13 protein-coding genes and 1 tRNA gene are annotated in these 18795 nt (G+C 34.0%); 2 read left to right on the forward strand and 12 right to left on the reverse strand.

Translation table 11 applies throughout. The features are described 5' to 3' along the window. Positions 1–19: 19 nt before the first annotated feature. A complete protein-coding gene (locus tag EV143_RS06745) occupies positions 20–4636 on the reverse strand; it encodes a cadherin-like beta sandwich domain-containing protein (protein ID WP_133507213.1) in 4617 nt (1538 codons plus the stop codon). Positions 4637–5484: 848 nt separating this feature from the next. Between EV143_RS06745 and EV143_RS06750 the strand changes: the two genes are divergently transcribed. Continuing rightward, positions 5485–6081: a hypothetical protein gene (locus tag EV143_RS06750; RefSeq protein ID WP_133507214.1), complete on the forward strand. Its 597-nt coding sequence runs from the start codon at positions 5485–5487 to the stop codon at positions 6079–6081. 19 nt (positions 6082–6100) lie between these two features. Further along, complete coding sequence (locus EV143_RS06755; protein WP_133507215.1) at positions 6101–6496, forward strand: hypothetical protein; 396 nt, start codon at positions 6101–6103, stop codon at positions 6494–6496. Between the two features lie 242 nt (positions 6497–6738). On the opposite strand, the gene EV143_RS06760 is transcribed toward EV143_RS06755, so the two are convergent. The 11 genes from EV143_RS06760 to mraY form a co-directional block, all read right to left on the reverse strand. Continuing rightward, positions 6739–6812, reverse strand: a tRNA-Arg gene (locus EV143_RS06760). A gap of 79 nt (positions 6813–6891) precedes the next feature. Beyond that, the gene (locus EV143_RS06765; protein ID WP_133507216.1) at positions 6892–7341 is read right to left on the reverse strand and encodes a GatB/YqeY domain-containing protein; all 450 of its coding nucleotides are present in this window, start codon (positions 7339–7341) and stop codon (positions 6892–6894) included. Between the two features lie 201 nt (positions 7342–7542). Further along, a complete protein-coding gene (gene ftsZ / locus EV143_RS06770) occupies positions 7543–9528 on the reverse strand; it encodes a cell division protein FtsZ (RefSeq protein ID WP_133507217.1) in 1986 nt (661 codons plus the stop codon). 84 nt (positions 9529–9612) lie between these two features. Beyond that, a complete protein-coding gene (gene ftsA, locus EV143_RS06775) occupies positions 9613–11034 on the reverse strand; it encodes a cell division protein FtsA (protein ID WP_133507218.1) in 1422 nt (473 codons plus the stop codon). A gap of 6 nt (positions 11035–11040) precedes the next feature. After that, positions 11041–11763, reverse strand: coding sequence for a cell division protein FtsQ/DivIB (locus tag EV143_RS06780; RefSeq protein WP_133507219.1), 723 nt, complete (start codon positions 11761–11763; stop codon positions 11041–11043). Beyond that, the gene (gene murC / locus EV143_RS06785) at positions 11750–13099 is read right to left on the reverse strand and encodes a UDP-N-acetylmuramate--L-alanine ligase (RefSeq protein WP_133507220.1); all 1350 of its coding nucleotides are present in this window, start codon (positions 13097–13099) and stop codon (positions 11750–11752) included. The genes EV143_RS06780 and murC overlap by 14 nt, the downstream gene beginning before the upstream one ends. A gap of 154 nt (positions 13100–13253) precedes the next feature. Beyond that, positions 13254–14339: an undecaprenyldiphospho-muramoylpentapeptide beta-N-acetylglucosaminyltransferase gene (murG, locus tag EV143_RS06790; protein ID WP_133507221.1), complete on the reverse strand. Its 1086-nt coding sequence runs from the start codon at positions 14337–14339 to the stop codon at positions 13254–13256. Between the two features lie 36 nt (positions 14340–14375). After that, complete coding sequence (locus EV143_RS06795; protein WP_133507222.1) at positions 14376–15695, reverse strand: FtsW/RodA/SpoVE family cell cycle protein; 1320 nt, start codon at positions 15693–15695, stop codon at positions 14376–14378. 34 nt (positions 15696–15729) lie between these two features. Further along, positions 15730–16107, reverse strand: a complete 378-nt coding sequence (locus EV143_RS06800) for a four helix bundle protein (RefSeq protein WP_133507223.1) — start codon at positions 16105–16107, stop codon at positions 15730–15732. A 99-nt stretch (positions 16108–16206) separates the two neighbouring features. After that, positions 16207–17538, reverse strand: a complete 1332-nt coding sequence (murD, locus tag EV143_RS06805; protein WP_133507224.1) for a UDP-N-acetylmuramoyl-L-alanine--D-glutamate ligase — start codon at positions 17536–17538, stop codon at positions 16207–16209. Next, complete coding sequence (gene mraY, locus EV143_RS06810) at positions 17539–18768, reverse strand: phospho-N-acetylmuramoyl-pentapeptide-transferase (RefSeq protein WP_133507225.1); 1230 nt, start codon at positions 18766–18768, stop codon at positions 17539–17541. Between the last annotated feature and the right edge of the window lie 27 nt (positions 18769–18795).

The following is an 18795-nucleotide window of genomic DNA, read 5'->3' on the forward strand; positions in this document are numbered from 1 at the left end:
TGCTTTTCGCTACTAATTGTTAGTTTCTAATAATTGTAATGAACCCTTTAAGTTTAGGTGTTCCATTTCCTAGATCAATTAGATAGTAATAAGTTTCTTCAGTAAGCGGAGATCCTTTGTAAGAACCATCCCAATCATTATTATAATTATTTTTAGAATACACTAATCTTGCTGCACGATCAAAAACTTTAACTGAATTGTTTGAATATGATTCGATACCCGGAATTACCCAGAAATCATTCTTACCATCTCCGTTTGGAGTAATAATATTTGTAGGCACAATTTCAGCCTTAGCTCTATCTATAATTACAGTATATGTATCTGTTGTAGTACCATCTTCTGCTGTAACCACTATTGTAATTACGTTTTCTCCTACTTTCAAATCAATTGGAGCAGTAGGATCAATAGTTTTTCCGTCTACTATTACTACAACAGTTGCATTAGGATCGATTGGTAAAGGTTTAATTACAAATGAATCGGTTTCATTTGGCACTTCCACTCTATAATCATTTGTATGTGTATTAAAAGTTGGACTTAACTCACCATTACTGATTACTATATCAGATAAACCTGCATTATCAGAAGGCTTAGCAGCCTCTTCTCTTGTAACAATTACAGTATAAGTTGTAGTTGTTCCATCCTGAGCTGTTATTACAGTAGTAATTGTATTTTCACCAACTTCTAAAGGAATTTCTCCAGAAGCAGTTCCACTAGGAACTTCTTTTCCATTTACTGTTACTGTTGCTGTAGTATCTGCTGTAGTTGGCGTAACTTTTATACCTGCAATATCATTTGGTACAGTAGATGTATAGTCTTTAGTTCCCTCTGCAAAAGCCGGACTCAATATACCTTCACTGATTGCTAAATCATTTAAGCCTGAATTACCAGAAGGGTCTCTTGTAACAATTACTTCATATTCTTTTGTTGTTCCATCTTCAGCAGTAACAACGATTTTAATTTCGTTATCTCCAACTTTCAAATCCATTGGAACGGTAGGATCAATAGTTTTTCCGTCAACTATCACTACAACCTTCGCATTTGGATCGGCTGGTATAGGATTGATTACAAATGAATTAGTTTCATTAGGAACTTCTACTTTATAATCAGTTTTATCTTTATCAAAAACTGGATCTAAAGTACCATCACTGATAATAATATTTGATAAATCTGCATTACTAGAAGGTTCTCTTGTAACAATTACTGTATAGGTTTTTGTAGTTCCATCCTCAGCTTTTATCACAGTTTTAATTTCATTTTCTCCTACTTTCAAAGGAATTTCTCCAGAAGCAGTTCCACTAGCAACTTCTTTTCCATTTACTGTTACTGTTGCTGTAGTATCTGCTGTAGTTGGAGTAACTTTTACACTTGTAATATCATTAGGAACTGTAGTTGTATAATCTTTAGTTCCCTCTTCAAAAGCCGGACTCAAAGTACCTTCACTAATTGCTAAGTCTGTCAAATCTGCATTACTTGAAGGCTCTCTTGTAACAACTATTGTATAAGTATTAATAGTTCCATCCTGAGCCGTCACTACAGTAGTAATTGTATTTTCACCAACTTCCAAAGGAATTTCTCCAGAAGCAGTTCCACTAGGCACTTCTTTTCCGTTTACTGTTACTGTTGCAGAAGTATCTGCTGTAGTTGGGGTAACTTTAATAGTTTTAGTATCGTTTGGTACTATAGCTGTATAATCTTTATTTCCTTCTGTAAAAGCGGGGCTTAAAGTACCTTCACTAATAGCTAGATCTGTCATACCTGCATTACTAGAAGCGATAACTTTTAAAATAGCAGGTACATAGGTAATACTATAGTTTAATGAAGTCGCTCCACTAGCTGTGATTGCATAATCTCCAATTGGACTATTTTTCACGGCCGTAGTTGCAATTGTAGGTTGTGCAGTTAAATTCGCTGCAGTATCCCCATTTACAAAACCAGCATAACTTGCTGTTAAAATTGGATTATCTAATCCGAAAGATCTCGTTTTACTATCTACAGTAATAGTTAAAGCTGCAGGAGTAATTTTAAGTACTGCATTTGGTCCGTAAGTAATGGTATAGTTTGAAGAAACTGCTCCACTAACTGAGATTGGATAATTTCCTACTGCACTTCCTTTTACTGCTGTAGTTGCAATTGTAGCTTGTGTCGTTAAATTCGCTGCAGTATCTCCATTTACAAACCCAACATAATTTGCTGTTAATGCCGGATTATCTGATCCGTAAACTTTACTATTATCAGTTGCAGCAATAGTTAAAGCCGCAGGAGTAACAGTTAATTTTCCATTTGATCCATAAGCAATGGTATAGTTTGAAGAAACTGCTCCACTAACTGAGATTGGATAATCTCCTACTGCACTTCCTTTAACTGCCGTAGTTGCAATTGTAGCTTGTGTAGTTAAACTTGCAGCAGTATCTCCATTTACAAACCCAACATAATTTGCTGTAAAAGCTGGATTATCTGATCCGTAAACTTTGCTATTATCAATTGCAGTAATAGTTAAAGCTACAGGTGTAACAGTTAATTTCCCGCTTGTTCCATAAGTAATTGTATAATTTGATGAAGATGCTCCACTAACTGTGATTGGATAATCTCCCACTGCACTTCCCTTAACTGCCGTAGTTGCAATTGTAGCTTGTGTCGTTAAACTAGTTGCAGTATCTCCATTTACAAACCCAACATAAGTTGCCGCTAAAGTTGGATTATCTGATCCGTAAGATCTGGTATCGCTTTTTGCGTTAATCGTTAATGGTGCTTTATTTACTGTACTTGTAGCTATTGCTACATTTATAGTAGTAGTACCATTACTAGTCAGAACTATATTTCCTGAATAATCTTTAGCATCAATTGTTCCTTTTAATCGTACAAAAACTGTCTTAGATGCAATTGCACCTGCTGCTCCAATAGTAAGTGCATCACTAAAAGTAGTTCCGTCTGTACTTACCTCAAACCCTGAAGGTGCTGTAACTAAAATCCCTTCAAGCATAGCCAAACCAGATATGTCAAAACTTTTTGAACTTGATGGCGTACCATAAGTTGTAGTTAATGCTGTTAAGCTCGAAGTGTTTATTACTATTGTTGGCCCAACATTTACAATCCCATTATTTGAAACAAAAAAAGTATTGTTTTTATTAACTGCGTTTGAAAGCGAACTTCCCCATGATCCACCAGATAGGGCTGAAGTTCCTAGTTTTATACTTTTAGCAGTATGTATTAAATTTGCAGTAAGATCGGCTTTTACTCCATCTACTATCGAAAAAGTGTCGTTTATGGTAGTTGCTGCACCAAAAGTTTTGGTACCAGATCCTGACAATACAAGATTATTATAGGTTATCGATCCTGTTCCTAAATTTTGAGCTCCTCCATTAAACTCTACAGTACCAGTTCCCGGTGTAAAAGTACCTCCTGTACCTGTTACATTTCCTGAAATTTTCAAATAACTTGATCTGGCGTTTAATGTTCCCTGAGTTCTATCCCAATCTGTAAATGTATGCGTGAGGCCTGATCCAAGACTAAGTGTCCCTAAGCCATTAATTATTAATTTTTTTGTATTTATATTTCCTGTAAAAGTAGCTGTACCGGCACCTTTATTCATAGCAACTCCCTTAGAAGATGTAAAACTAGCTATACTTTGATTAACGTTCCCAGTTAAATAAACAAATCCATCAGTTGTAAGCGATCCGTTGTTGTTGATAAAGTCACCACCTAAATATAAGTTAGTGTTGCCCAATATTAATGAAGCATCTTCCTCTACTATAAGTGCCACTCCATCATTAAATTTTTTGTCTGCGACACTACTACCCATAGTAACTGTACTTGCAATAGTAAGGCCTGGAGTTGAAATTATGACCCCTCCTTTTGCTGTAAATGGACTTACCCATTCTGGTCCAACTGTATAAGATACTGCACTATATTGTAAAGAAGCATCGGCACCATAAGTAGGCGCTGCAGATGCAGTTGCTGTACCAGCCATATTAAGTTTACCATTTACAATTACTCCTGAAGTAATTGTTCTTACGCCACTACCTGAAATTGTTAAATTATTATAAGTGTATGGACCAACATTACGTGTTCCTACACCATTATAAGTTACAGTTCCTTTCGCATCAGCATTTAATACGCCTCCTGTCATTACTCCTCCAATAAGTAAATTTCCATCTCCGGAAAAAGTTACGTCATTTTGAAGTGCATTTCCATTCATTGTAATGTTTCCTGATACACTTACTTTCCCAGTGTTGATATTTAAACTACAATCACTGGTATCTCCCCCGCTGCTGTTCATAACTATTGATGCAGGAGAAAAACTCCCCGATCCTTTTACCATTAATGAAACAGTAGTTCCCGGAGTTGAATTTTTTAACTCAAGATGAGCACAAGAAGCACCTGCGTTAGTTATGACTGGCTGATTAGTTGCACTTGTTATTAATACATCGTCACTAGCTGTGGGCTTTTCGCCACCGTCCCAGTTGTCATCGTCATCCCATGAGGTACTGACTGTTCCTGTCCAAGTTTTCAGTTGCTGACCATATCCTATATTAAATAAAAGGAAGGCCAATGCAATAAGTAAATTTTTGTTCATTTTTATTTTATTTCTATTCATTTGTTTACAATTTTCATTCATTATTCCTAATTTTTTACTCATCCTTCTTGTTTTAACTCATTTAGTTTTTTTTTAGTTTTTTACTCCTTTCCTTAACTTTAGACCATTCAATTCACTAAAAATAATTTCATCAATCACTAGCGCTTAATTTTAAAATTCACATAAGCATGCATCACTTTTAGGTTCTAAATTTTAATTTCGTAACACGAGATGTCACAAAATGTATTTGAAAAATGAAAAGCAAATAGTTTAATGTATTGATTGTAAAATCATTGTAATTACACATTGACAAATCGTCCAGAAATAGATTTAATACTATTTCATTACTCAAATATTGCAGGTATAATAATTTATTATTACCCGTAAAAGTTTTTAACCTAACAGATAAAGACATTTATTACAAGTAGTAGAATTATTAAAAATATATTAGTGTGATTGGGTTTTGAATCGAGTTAAAGAAGTGGTAAAATAAAAACAAGGTCGATTCTTAATGTAAATAAGGAATTTGGGTTTGTGGAGAAGAAATAAATTTAATCTTTAAGAAATAAAAAAAGGCAAAATACATTTACACGTATTTTGCCTTTTTGTGACCTTGATGATACAAAATTCGAACCCATTTGTTAGAAGATTTAAAGATTTTAAATGATGTTTAGAGTTCCATTCCTGCTAATTCATCAAAGTAGCAAGACTATTAAAATTACACTTATGCTAGTACGAAAGTATTCAGCGAATAAAAAGTTTGTTTAATGTTTTTCAATAAAAAAAACTATTTTTGAAACAAAAAACTGTGGCATTTATCACTTAATTTAGGACAGATAAGCTAGATATTCATGTACATAAATTGTGTACTATTTTTACAACTCTATAAAAGAATATAGAAAACATAAACTATGAGAAAAAGTACGTTTAGAAGGATTGCTACAGCAATAACATTTTTATCATTCCTTATATTAATGATTTTACTAATTACTCCCAATAATTCTTTTCTCTTTGAACAGAAACCAATCGAAAACCAACAAGACTTAGGAAATCAAATTTTAGTAGCATTTAAAAATAAATTTATCTCATCTGATACTATATTTTTGGCGAAAAGAAGAACATATAATATAGATTGTGGAACTGGCATAAGAACAAATTACATAGATAATATAAAAAATAAATATTACAAAATCACACATAGAGATGTCATATATGTTGACAATCTCTTTGGTAAACCTTTGGAAGAAACCCACAAAATTATACTGACAGAAATTGTGACCTATTCAAATGAACAATATCCTAACGATAGCGATTCTATGGTTGTAAATGGTAATGCTATTGATAGTTTAAAATCAAAGGGAAAAAAGATTTTTATTTTAAATTTTGATTCTATAACCTCTGACAAAGTCGAAGTTGTTTTTATAGATTATTTAAAAAATTCATCTGTATTGCACCTAAGTTTTGTTTTAGAAAATAGCAAATGGAAACTTGCTTCAAAAAATTCTTGATAAAAAGAAATGCCACATTATGAATAAAATATTTTTTTTGCTATTACTTTTTACTGCTTTTTCTTTCGCGCAGGAAGCAAATAAAAAGAATAAAATAATTAGGGGGTTTGTTTTTGAAGATTATTTAATTCCAGCTCAAGTTGAAATTAGTGTGAAAGGAACAGATTTAAAAACGTTTACTGATGCAGATGGTAAATTTGTTATACAGGCAAAATTAGACGACGTTTTAGTTATTTCATCTTTCGGAGAAAGACCGATTGAAATTACAGTAACTGAAAAAAATTGCTATACAGCTCAATTATTCAAAGACACGGGATTGTATTACTATACTAAAAAAGCTGCTAGAATAGTTAAGAAAATAAGGCGCAAGGCAATGCGAAAGTATAAACAGGGTTTTTACGACTGTGATGACTAACTAAATAAATAATAAAGCTATACGTAGTAACTAATACAGCGGATTTGGGTAATAGGCTGGAAACTAAATCTTAATTACCTTATAGCTTGAAAAGAATCGTAAACCTTTAAAAATCCATGATGGGCTTCGAACCAAAATCTCTTTTAAATATAGGTATTTTCAAAACCAGAAGAAAATGTTGAAAATTTTCGAACCATAAGAAAGCCTGGGAATCTACATTCTCAGGCTTTTAAAATTTATAGTGACCGCGGAGGGGTTCGAACCCCCAACCCTCAGAGCCGAAATCTGATATTCTATCCAGTTGAACTACGCGGTCTTTATTATTGTAGATTTTTGAGTTTAGATTTTAGATTTTAGATTACTGATTGGAATCTAAAATCTAAACTCATAATTATTTAAACTAATAGTTTCTTAACAATAGTAGAAATAGTTTTTCCTTCTGCAGTTCCGCCTAATTGTGCAGATGCTAATCCCATAACTTTACCCATTGAAGCGATTCCTGAAGCTCCTGTTTCAGCAATGATTTTAGCAATTACTGCTTCTACTTCTTCTTCGCTTAATTGAGCTGGTAAGAATTTTTCGATTACAGCAATTTGAGCCAATTCCGGTTCAGCTAAATCAGGACGATTTTGCTCTGTAAAAATTCTCGCACTTTCTTTACGGGTTTTAACTAACTTTTGAAGCAATTTAACTTCTTCATCTTCAGACAATTCTTCTTTAGAACCTGAAGCTGTTGCAGCTAATAACATTTCTGATTTTATAGCTCTTAAAGCTTCTAATGCTACTGTATCTTTTGCTCTCATGGCGGTTTTAATTTCGTCCATGATTAATGTTTGTAAACTCATTTTATTTTTTATTTGAATAAGCTATGCTTATAATTGATCTATTATTTTGAATAGTTGTTCCTTACTCCGATCGAACTTACATTAAGATTTACTTTAAAAGTCAAAAAAGAAGTCAAATTTCTAAATTCTGTGCGAAGATAAAAAAAATAACCCGAAAATTAAATCCAATTTTCGGGTTATCCTACTATTATGAATGTAAGTTTAATCTACATTATCGTGCAAAAATGAATTGTTTGAGCGCAATTGTAAATCGTTATTACTATCAGTACCAACAGATATTCTTGAATTGGTTGTATTCGATTGATTGTTTGAAAGATCGATACCTAATCTTTTGTAAGCAGGCTCTTTTTCAAGTTCATCAATTCTGGAAACATTATTGTGGAATTTATAATTAAATTCTTTTAGTTTCTTTCTTCTTTCTTCTGCTCTTAAACGTAATGTTTCTTCGATAGTTAATTCTAGCGGAGATACATTATCTGTTGTTGTAAATGCAGCTTCCTGAGCAAAATCAACTCTTGGTTTCATGGTTATGTTTAATTCCGCAGGAATTACGTCTTCTACCGCTTTATCAACAGGTTTTGATGTGATCAGGTCGTTTTCAACCTCCATATACTCTTCTAACGAATATTTAATAATTCCGTTTTCAGAAAGTTCAGTTACCGGAACAAATTGTACCGGATCATTTACTTTTATATTACGAGTTTCGTTTGTTAATTCAAACAAGATTTTAGCTTCTTGCTCAACAACCGGCTCTTTTTTAACTTCTGGTTCTGCTTTAAAAAGAGGTAAATCAAAAGAGAAAGTTGTTTGTTCTTCTCTTTCAAAAGTTCTTTGCTGAACAGGTTTTATTTCCTGAAAAGATTGCACTTCAGGAGCTGAAATAGTAAAATCGATATCTGTAATTGGCGAAACGATTTCAAAAGTTACATCAAGGTTTTTAATAAACTCTGACATTACTACTAATTCTTCCTGATTGATTGACGGAGCAACCGGAGCAACTGCTACTGGTGTAGGCGTTACGGGAGCAACCGTATCTTCCATCAATTCAAAAACAATTTTTTCTTCGGATTTTGGTGCAGATGATTCTGCATTTAAATCAAAAGATACTACCGATTTATTCGATAGATTATGAACACTTCTTTGCTCATCTTCTAACGTATGAATGATTTTTTTAGGCTCTGTATTTACGATTTCATTTTGTTGTTCAACATCAAAACCAGTCGCAATAATAGTCACGGCAATAGCATCACCAAGAGTTTCGTCTTCACCAACTCCCATGATAATATTAGCGTTATGACCTGCTTCTACCTGAATATGATCATTGATTTCTCCAATCTCATCAAGTGTAATTTCATTCGATCCAGAAACGATAAGCAACAATACGTTTTTGGCTCCTGTAATTTTGTTGTCGTTTAACAACGGAGAATCCAACGCAGATACAATTGCATCTTTTGCTCTGTTTTCACCCGAAGCAACAGAAGATCCCATGATAGCAGTTCCGCTGTTTGCTAAAACAGTTCTTGCATCACGTAAATCGATATTTTGAGTATAGTGGTGCGTGATTACTTCAGCAATACCTCTTGAGGCTGTTGCTAAAACTTCATCAGCTTTTGAAAATCCTGCTTTAAAACCAAGGTTTCCGTATACTTCTCTTAATTTATTATTATTGATCACGATTAATGAATCGACTTGCTTGCGCAATTTTTCGATTCCTAAAAGTGCTTGTTCCTGGCGTACTTTACCTTCAAACTGAAACGGAATTGTTACAATACCAACAGTCAGGATTTCTCTTTCTTTTGCCAATTGTGCAATTACCGGAGCAGCACCAGTACCTGTTCCACCACCCATACCAGCAGTAATAAACACCATTTTAGTACCACGATCTAACATTTTTTCGATGTCAGCGATACTTTCAATAGCAGATTGTTGTCCTACGTCAGGATTTGCTCCTGCTCCAAGACCTTCTGTTAAGTTTACTCCTAATTGAATTTTATTTGGTACAGCACTATTTTGTAGTGCTTGTGAATCTGTATTACAAACGATAAAATCTACCCCTTTAATACCTTGTTTGAACATGTGGTTTATGGCGTTACTCCCGCCTCCACCGACACCTATTACTTTGATTACATTTGATTGGTTTTTCGGTAAATCAAATGAAATACTTCCAAATTCTGAGTTGCTCATCATCTTTTTGGTTTTGAAATTCTTATTAAATACATTTTTTACTTCTTGACTTGGGGCAAAAAGTAATCCTTTTCGTTTATTATTATTTTATTCTGCGTTGTCTAAAAAATCTTTGATTTTATCGACATAACGATCAAAAAATGATCTTCTAATTTTTGTTTCTGTAGATTCTTCTTTAACCGCTGTTGCTCTGGCTTCTCTTGGCTGTTCGAATGTTTCTACTCTTTCAACGTAGTTTTCTTCAACTTCGTATCGCGGTTGTACAGGTTGTTGCGGCTGCACCGGAGCGTTTCTGTACACTACTTTTGGCTGTTCATTTACAAGTTCCATTCTAACAGCACTTTGCGTACTATTTTCGATACTATTCATTACTAAACCAACTGCAGTTGCAAATAAAGGACTTGAAATTTCTTCGCTTGAATTTCCTGCTAAATGCTCGTTTGGATATCCAATTCTCGTGTCCATTCCTGTAATGTACTCTACTAATTGTTTGATATGTTTTAGTTGAGCTCCGCCACCTGTAAGAACAATTCCTGCAATCAGTTTTTTACGAGGATCTTCGTGTCCATAAGCTTTAATTTCAGCAAAAACCTGTTCTACTATTTCTACTACACGAGCATGAATAATTTTAGATAGGTTTTTAAGCGAAATTTCTTTTGGCTCTCTTCCTCTTAAACCTGGAATAGAAACAATTTCGTTGTCTTTATTCTCTCCCGGCCACGCTGATCCGAATTTTATTTTTAAAAGCTCTGCTTGTTTTTCTATAATCGAACAGCCTTCTTTAATATCATCTGTAATTACATTTCCTCCAAAAGGAATAACTGCAGTATGACGAATAATTCCATCTTTAAAAATGGCCAAATCTGTTGTTCCACCACCAATATCGATAAGTGCAACTCCGGCCTCTTTTTCTTCCTGGCTTAAAACGGCATCAGCAGAAGCTAATGGTTCTAATGTCAAACCTGACAATTCGATACCTGAACTCTGAATACATCTTCCAACATTTCTGATAGATGATGCCTGCCCAACCACTACGTGAAAACTAGATTCTAATCTTCCACCGTACATTCCGATTGGTTCTTTGATTTCAGATTGTCCGTCGATTTTAAATTCCTGTGGCAAAACATGAATAATTTCTTCTCCCGGTAACATGGCCAGTTTATTAACCTGGTCAATCAGCATTTGAATATCATTTTCGCCAATTACTTCTTCCGGATTACTACGGCTGATGTAATCTGTATGCTGAATACTTCTGATGTGCTGCCCGGCGATACCTACAACAACATCTTTTATTTTGTAACCTGAATTATTTTCTGCTTCTAAAATAGCTTGTTGAATTGACTGAATAGTTTGCGTAATGTTGTTTACAACACCTCGCGCAACACCCAAACTTTTGGATTTACCAATACCCAAAATTTCCAATTTGCCATACTCGTTCTTCTTGCCAATCATGGCAACTATTTTGGTGGTTCCAATATCTAGACCTACTGCAATGTTATCTTTTTCCATTTTCTATTATTTTGTGCAAACTACTTGTTCCGTAAACCTCAGGTCAATTTTATTGTATTTGTATAACGAACTGTCTAAAACTGCTTTTTGAAAAAACGCTTTATAGTTTCTAAATTTTTTATCAACATTCATCGTTCTGCCAAAATCGATGAAGTAATTATAATTTCTATTAAACATTTTTAGGCTACCATTAGGCATAATTTGGATTGCAATGATGTTTTTTTTCAAAAACGCATCGTCGTAAATTGTGCGAAATAGGGCAGCTAAATCTTCGTTGTTTTTTTTATTTATTGTCCCAGAAACAAGTGGAACGCGCGCTGTAAAATTGTCTGATAAAGGCATTTTATTTCCCTCATAGTCAATATAAAAAGAGTTATCACCATCATAAACTCTTGCTATTGGTGTCTTCTGTTTTACTATCGCTTTTAGAACGCCATCGATACTTACAAAAACATCTGACTTTTCAATCATGTCTTGCGTATCAAGGGATTTTTCTATCTTATTCAAATCTAGTTCAACTTTTCGGATACTGGAAGCGTCTTTTTTATTTTCTATTAACAATTTATTAACCGATTCCGGTTTTACAAACAGTGTGTTTTCTCCCACAAAAACAACTGTAGATTTCTTTAATTTTCTATTTCCATTTCGGTGCTGAGCGAATGAATACAAAAAAAGTACAAGCCCAAAAATGAGCAGTAATCGAATGTTTGTCCAATTAAATATTTTCATTGAGCATTTTTTTGATTGATGGTACCATTTCTCCAATATCACCAGCTCCTATTGTTACAATTATTGGCGCATCACTGGCTTTGATCTCCGCTAATAAATCATTTTTTGCAACAATTTTTTTGTTCAAATTTGTCATTTTCTCCAACAGCCATTCTGATGTAATCCCTTCCATCGGTAATTCGCGTGCCGGATAAATATCCATTAAAAACACCTGATCAAATGCAGATAAACTCTCTGCAAATCCATCAGCAAAATCTCTTGTTCTGCTAAATAAATGTGGCTGAAAAATCGCCAAAACTTTACGTCCCGGATACAATTCCGTAACTGCCTGATGTACAGCATTTATTTCTGTCGGATGATGTGCGTAATCATCTATGTAAACTAAATTTTCAGATTTAATCTGATAAGAAAAACGTCTTCTGATTCCGTTGAATGAAGCCAGAGCTTTTGCAATTGCATCGGTTGATGTGCCGTATGTTTTTGCCATTGCAATCGCCATCAGCGCATTCATTAAATTGTGTTTTCCAGGCAATCCAAAACGTAAATCTTTCATGATTTCTGATGGTGTCTGCACATCAAAAACATAACTTCCGTCTTCTATTCTAACATTAAATGCTTTATATCCGGCATCTTCATTTATACCACAATGAACACCATCCAGAGGCAATTCTGTAGTGATAAATAACTTGTTTTTATCTTCCACTTTTAAGGCAAATTCCATAAACGAAGCTTCAATAGCATCACTTGTTCCGTAAATATCCAAATGATCAGCATCCATTGATGTTACGCAGGCGATGTTTGGATGAAGATGCAAAAATGATCTGTCAAATTCATCGGCTTCCACAACCGTTACGGTTTTTCCTGTTCCGATTAAATTTGAATTATAATTTTCTACAATTCCTCCAACAAAAGCTGTAACATCGGCACCGCTTTCGTGTAGAATATGTCCTAAAATACTGGATGTTGTTGTTTTACCGTGGGTCCCCGCAACTGCGAAACTAAAAGTGCCTTTCGTGATAATCCCTAAAACTTCGGCACGTTTTTTAATTTCGTAATTTCTTTCGATGAAGTAATTCCACTCTGAATGTGATTTAGGCACTGCAGGCGTAAAAATCACCAATGTATTTTCTACAAAATAATTTTTTGGAATTAAACCAATATTATCTTCAAAATGAATATCAATACCACTTTCTATTAACTCGCTGGTTAACATCGAAGGCGTTTTATCGTAACCGGAAACTTCTTTTCCGATATATTTAAAATATCGGGCCAGGGCGCTCATACCGATTCCTCCGATGCCGATAAAATAAACGTTTTGTATTTGATTTAAATTCATTTTAAATTTTATTTTGAGCTATTTACAAGTCACTTTTTTATATAAAAAACTAGTAATTAAGCTTTTGTAATTTTCTTATTTTAATAACTCAAAACGCCTAAAAATAGCGTTCTAATTTTTTAATCTTGTTCTATAATTTTATAAAAAAGTTATATTATAACAACTTTTTTATTTCTTCAACAATAACTTTTGTTGCGTTTGGTCTGGCCAGCTTTTTTATATTTTCGCTTAACTGACTTTGTTTTCCCTTATCTTTTATTAAGGCTTCAAAAACTAGCGAAAACTCGGCATCTAATTCTGATTCTTTTAATAAAATGGCTCCTTTTGCGTCTACAATTGCCTGAGCATTTTTAGTTTGATGATCTTCTGCAACATTGGGTGACGGAATAAAAATTACCGGTTTCCCTACAATGCATAATTCTGATACTGATGATGCTCCGGCGCGTGAAATTATAATATCTGCAGCAGCATAAACAAAATCCATTCTTTCAATAAAATCAACTACTCTTACGTTTTGTTGATTGTGTTTTTTATAGTCTTCAAAATATAATTTCCCACATTGCCATATCACCTGAACATCTTGCGACAGCATATTGGTTAATTCTTTTTCTATTAACTGATTAACTCTTCTGGCACCTAAACTTCCGCCAAGAACTAATAGTGTTTTTTTATTCGGATCTAAACCATAAAAAGCAATGGCTTCGTCTCTTTTGCTGTCAATATCAATTAAATCCTGACGAACCGGATTTCCCGTTAAAACAATTTTTCCTTTTGGAAAAAAACGCTCCAGGTTATCGTACGCAACACAAATAGCATTTGCTTTTTTGCTCAACAACTTGTTCGTGATTCCGGGAAATGAATTTTGTTCCTGAATCACTGTTGGAATTCCTGCTCCGCCTGCCGCTTGTAATAACGGACCGCTGGCAAAACCTCCTGTGCCTATTACTAAATTTGGCTTGAATTGTTTGATGATTCTTCTTGACTCTAGCAAACTTGTTGCCAGTTTTAAAGGAAACATCAGATTTTGTAATGTTAATTTTCTTTGCAAGCCGGCAATCCAAAGACCTTTTATTTCATATCCTGCCTGAGGTACTTTTTGCATTTCCATTTTATCTTTGGCTCCAACAAAAAGAAATTCAGCATCAGGGAATTGTAATTTTAATTCATTTGCAATAGCGATTGCAGGATAAATATGTCCTCCTGTTCCGCCACCACTTAATATGAATTTATAATTTGTCATTTTTTAAAAGTTTTACCGTTTTAAAAATTATTCTTTTTATTTGTTTAATACTGCATTCATCGGATTTCTGGAATTATCTTCGATTGAATACATTGGCTCTCCTTCGTAAATCTCTTCTTTTTCATCAACCGGCAAATCTGCTTCGGACAGTTCTTTATCTATTAATCTTTGAAGTGCTTCTTTTCTTCTTTCTTTTTCCAGTTGTTCCTCTACAATTTCTTCATCTTTTTTAGTCACGCTAATGATAATTCCGAGAGAGAAACACGTCATCCAGATTGAACTACCTCCACTACTGATTAACGGAAGTGTTTGCCCTGTTACCGGCAACAATTCTACTGCAACTGCCATATTAATCATGGCCTGAAATATCATGGGAAACCCAAGCCCGACGACGACTAATTTTCCAAATAATGTATTGGCTTTATGCGAGGCTATTACAAATCTGAATAATAACAACAGGTACAAAACCAATATTGCTACTCCGCCAACTAAACCATATTCTTCTACAATAATCGCATAAATAAAATCTGAAGAAGATTGTGGCAAAAAGTTTTTCTGAACACTTTTCCCCGGACCTAAACCTCCTAATTTTCCTGATGCAATTGCAATTTTAGCTTTCTCAATTTGATAATCATCTTCATCTGGTTTATCTGTGGTAAAGTTCATAATACGGCTTTCCCAAGTTGATACCCTGCTAAAGAATCTTGAATCCGGAAAGGCTTTGGCTACCAAAAGAAAAAACAACAGCATTGCAACTCCTGAACCTATAATGAAACCTATATATTTTAATGGATATTTACCAATAAATGTCAACATTATTACCATTGAAAAAATTAACGCAGTGGTCGAGAAATTCGCTGGTAAAATAAGTGCTAAAGTGATAAATACTGGTAACCACAGTTGAATTAACGAAACCTGAAACGGTTCATTTTCTTCTCTTTTTTTTGACAAATAACGTGCAACATAAATAAATAATATACTAGCGGCTAAAGTCGAAGTTTGAAACGTGATTCCGATAAACGGAACCTGTATCCAACGGCTTGCATTTGCTCCGGCAATAACGGTTCCTTTTAGCAATGTGTAAAGCAATAAAAACCAAACAACAGGCAAAGCTATTTTTGAAATCGCTCTAAAATAATGATACGGAACTTTGTGAACCCAATAAATAATCAGGAAACCAATACAGATATGTGCCAGATGTTTTACCAAATAACCTAATGTATTTCCGGTTCCGTGACCTATATACGCCAAATTACTACTCGCACTAAAAACAGGCATAAACGAAAACAGCGCTAATAAAGCCACGAATGACCATATTACTCTATCTCCTTTTAATTTGTTTACGAGCTCTTTCATTTTAGATTTCTGATTTTAGATTTTAGATTATTTTCTAAACCTTCGGTTTTGTATTTTTATTAATTCTATTGTTTACTGTTTTTAAGCTGCTGACGAAAATGGCTGTTAACTCATTTCCTTCTTTCAAAATTATTTCTAACTCTGATTTATCGCTCCAATCTTTTTCTTTTATAATTTCTAACCAAAATAAAGTTTCATCTGATTCTTCTAAAACAATATTCATTTTAGAAATAAATTCTTTGTCACTTCTGGCCCTGCATACTGCTCTATAATTTGCTCCAACAGATGTCGCACTTCTCACAATTTGATTAGCAATTACTTTTACAATATATGTTGCTGGTAATTTTTCTGCTAAATCAATTATCCTCAAAGAGAACTTTTTTGTTCTCAACTTCATTTCATCCGTCGTCATAAAAAGAACTTAAATCCTTATATAAATCAAATACTTAAATTCCAAATTCTAATCTTAACACTTGTCAAAAATCTAAAATCTGAACTCTAAAATCTAAAATTATAAGTTGTGTACCGCTTGCTTAAACTGTTTTCCTCTGTCTTCGTAGTTTTCGAATAAATCGAAACTTGCGCAGGCTGGGGATAATAAAACAGTATCGCCTTTTTCTGTTAACCTTTGAGCTGTTTTTACTGCATCGCTCATGTTGTTTACTTCAACCATGATATCAACTACATTTCCGAAAGCTTCGATGATTTTGTGATTATCAACTCCCAAGCATATAATTGCTTTTACTTTTTCACGAACTAATGACATCAATTCGTTGTAATCATTTCCTTTATCAACTCCGCCAACAATCCAAACGGTTGGCACATTCATGCTGTCTAATGCAAAGAAAGTAGCGTTTACATTCGTTGCTTTTGAATCATTAATGTATTGTACATTCTGAATTTTTAGTACTTTCTCTAAACGGTGTTCAACACCTTGAAAATTCGATAAACTTTCGCGTATTGTTGCATTTCTTATTTGCATCAATTTTGCTACAGAGCTTGCTGCCATTGCGTTTTTCATATTATGTTTTCCTTCTAACGCAATGTATTCCGTTTCCATTGTAAACTCTTCTTGGTTGATCTTTATTTCCATTTTGTTGTTATTTATAGAAGCTCCTTCGTCAAATTTTTCAGTTAGTGAAAAAGGAATTAATTTTGCTTTTGTTTTGTTATTTTTCAACCATTCTGCTATTGTCTCGTCATCTGCATCATAAATAAGATAATCGCTTTCGGTTTGATTCATTGTTATTCGAAACTTCGAATTGATGTAATTTTGATATTTATATTCGTACCGGTCTAAATGATCCGGACTAATATTCGTTATAATGGCAATATCCGGCCTGTAATCTATAATTCCGTCGAGCTGAAAACTGCTTAATTCAAGAACGTAGGCATCGTATTTATTTTCGGCTACCTGCCAGGCAAAACTTTTTCCGATGTTACCTCCTAAACCTACATTTAAACCTGCCGATTTTAACAAATGGTGGGTTAGCATTGTCGTGGTTGTTTTACCGTTACTTCCCGTTATTCCAATTGTTAATGCTTCTGTAAAAGGTTTTGCAAATTCAATTTCAGAAATCACTTTTACTCCGGCTTCAATCAGCTTTTTTACTATTGGAGATTTATCCGGAATCCCTGGACTTTTCATGACGACATCGGCATTTAAAATCAGTTCTTCTGTATGTTTTTCTTCTTCCCAGGCAAGTCCATTTATAATAAGAACTTCTTTATAGCTTTCTTTTATTTTTCCAAAATCAGATACAAAAACGTCGTATCCTTGTTTTTTACCAAGAATAGCAGTTCCAACACCACTTTCTCCTCCACCCAATACTACTAGCCTCATCTATCTTAATTTTAATGTAACAATTGACAATATGGCTAACATGATGGCAACAATCCAGAATCTGGTTACAATTTTACTTTCATGGTATCCTTTTTTCTGATAATGATGATGCAATGGCGACATCAGAAAAACTCTTCGGCCTTCGCCAAAACGATTTTTTGTGTATTTAAAATAAGCGACCTGAATAATTACTGAAGCACTTTCTGCTAAGAAAATTCCACAGAAGAAAACAATTAATATTTCTTTACGAACTGCAATTGCTAAAACTGCTATGATTCCGCCAATTGTTAAACTTCCTGTATCGCCCATAAAGACCGAGGCGGGGTAGGAATTATACCAGAGAAACCCAATTAAAGCTCCCACAAATGCGGATATAAAAACCGTCATTTCTCCCGAGTTGGGGATGTACATTATATTTAGATAATTCGAAAAAATTATATTTCCTGAAACAAATGTGAATATCCCGAGCGCGAGGACCGATATTGCTGAAGTTCCTGCGGCGAGTCCATCTATACCATCTGTTAAATTAGCTCCGTTAGAAACTGCAGTGATGATAAAAATCACAACGGGAATAAAAATCAACCATGCCCATTTTTCATATCCTTCTCCTAAAAAAGATAAAACTTCAGCATAATCAAATTCATTGTTTTTTATGAAAGGAATTGTTGTTGCTGTCGACTTTTCTTCAACTTGAGCCGGCAAAACTACCGTAGAATTTACAGATTTGTAAATATCTGTTCTTCCTACATCTGTTCTTACGGTAACTGCAGGATTAAAATACAAAACTGCACCTACGATTATTCCTAAACCAACTTGTCCGATAACTTTAAAAATTCCTTTTAGTCCTTGTTTATCTTTTTTGAAAATCTTAATATAATCATCAATAAAACCAATTGTCCCCATCCAGAGTGTGGTTACGATAAGTAATACTATATAAATATTTTGCAAACGGGCAAATAATAAAACCGGTACAAGAGTGGCAAAAATGATGATAAGTCCACCCATTGTTGGTGTTCCTGCTTTCTCATTTTGACCTGCAAGACCAAGCTCTCTAACTGTTTCTCCTACTTGTTGGCTACGTAAAAAGTTAATAACTCTTTTCCCGTAAATGGTTGATAGTAGTAACGAAAGCATAAATGCTAAAGCTGATCTAAAAGTGATGTACTGAAAAACTCCTGCTCCTGGCATGTCTAATGTTTTTCTCAAGTATTCAAATAAATAGTATAGCATATTTTTCTATTTTTTAAATTCCAATTT

Source organism: Flavobacterium chryseum, from assembly GCF_004362015.1.
GTDB lineage: Bacteria > Bacteroidota > Bacteroidia > Flavobacteriales > Flavobacteriaceae > Flavobacterium.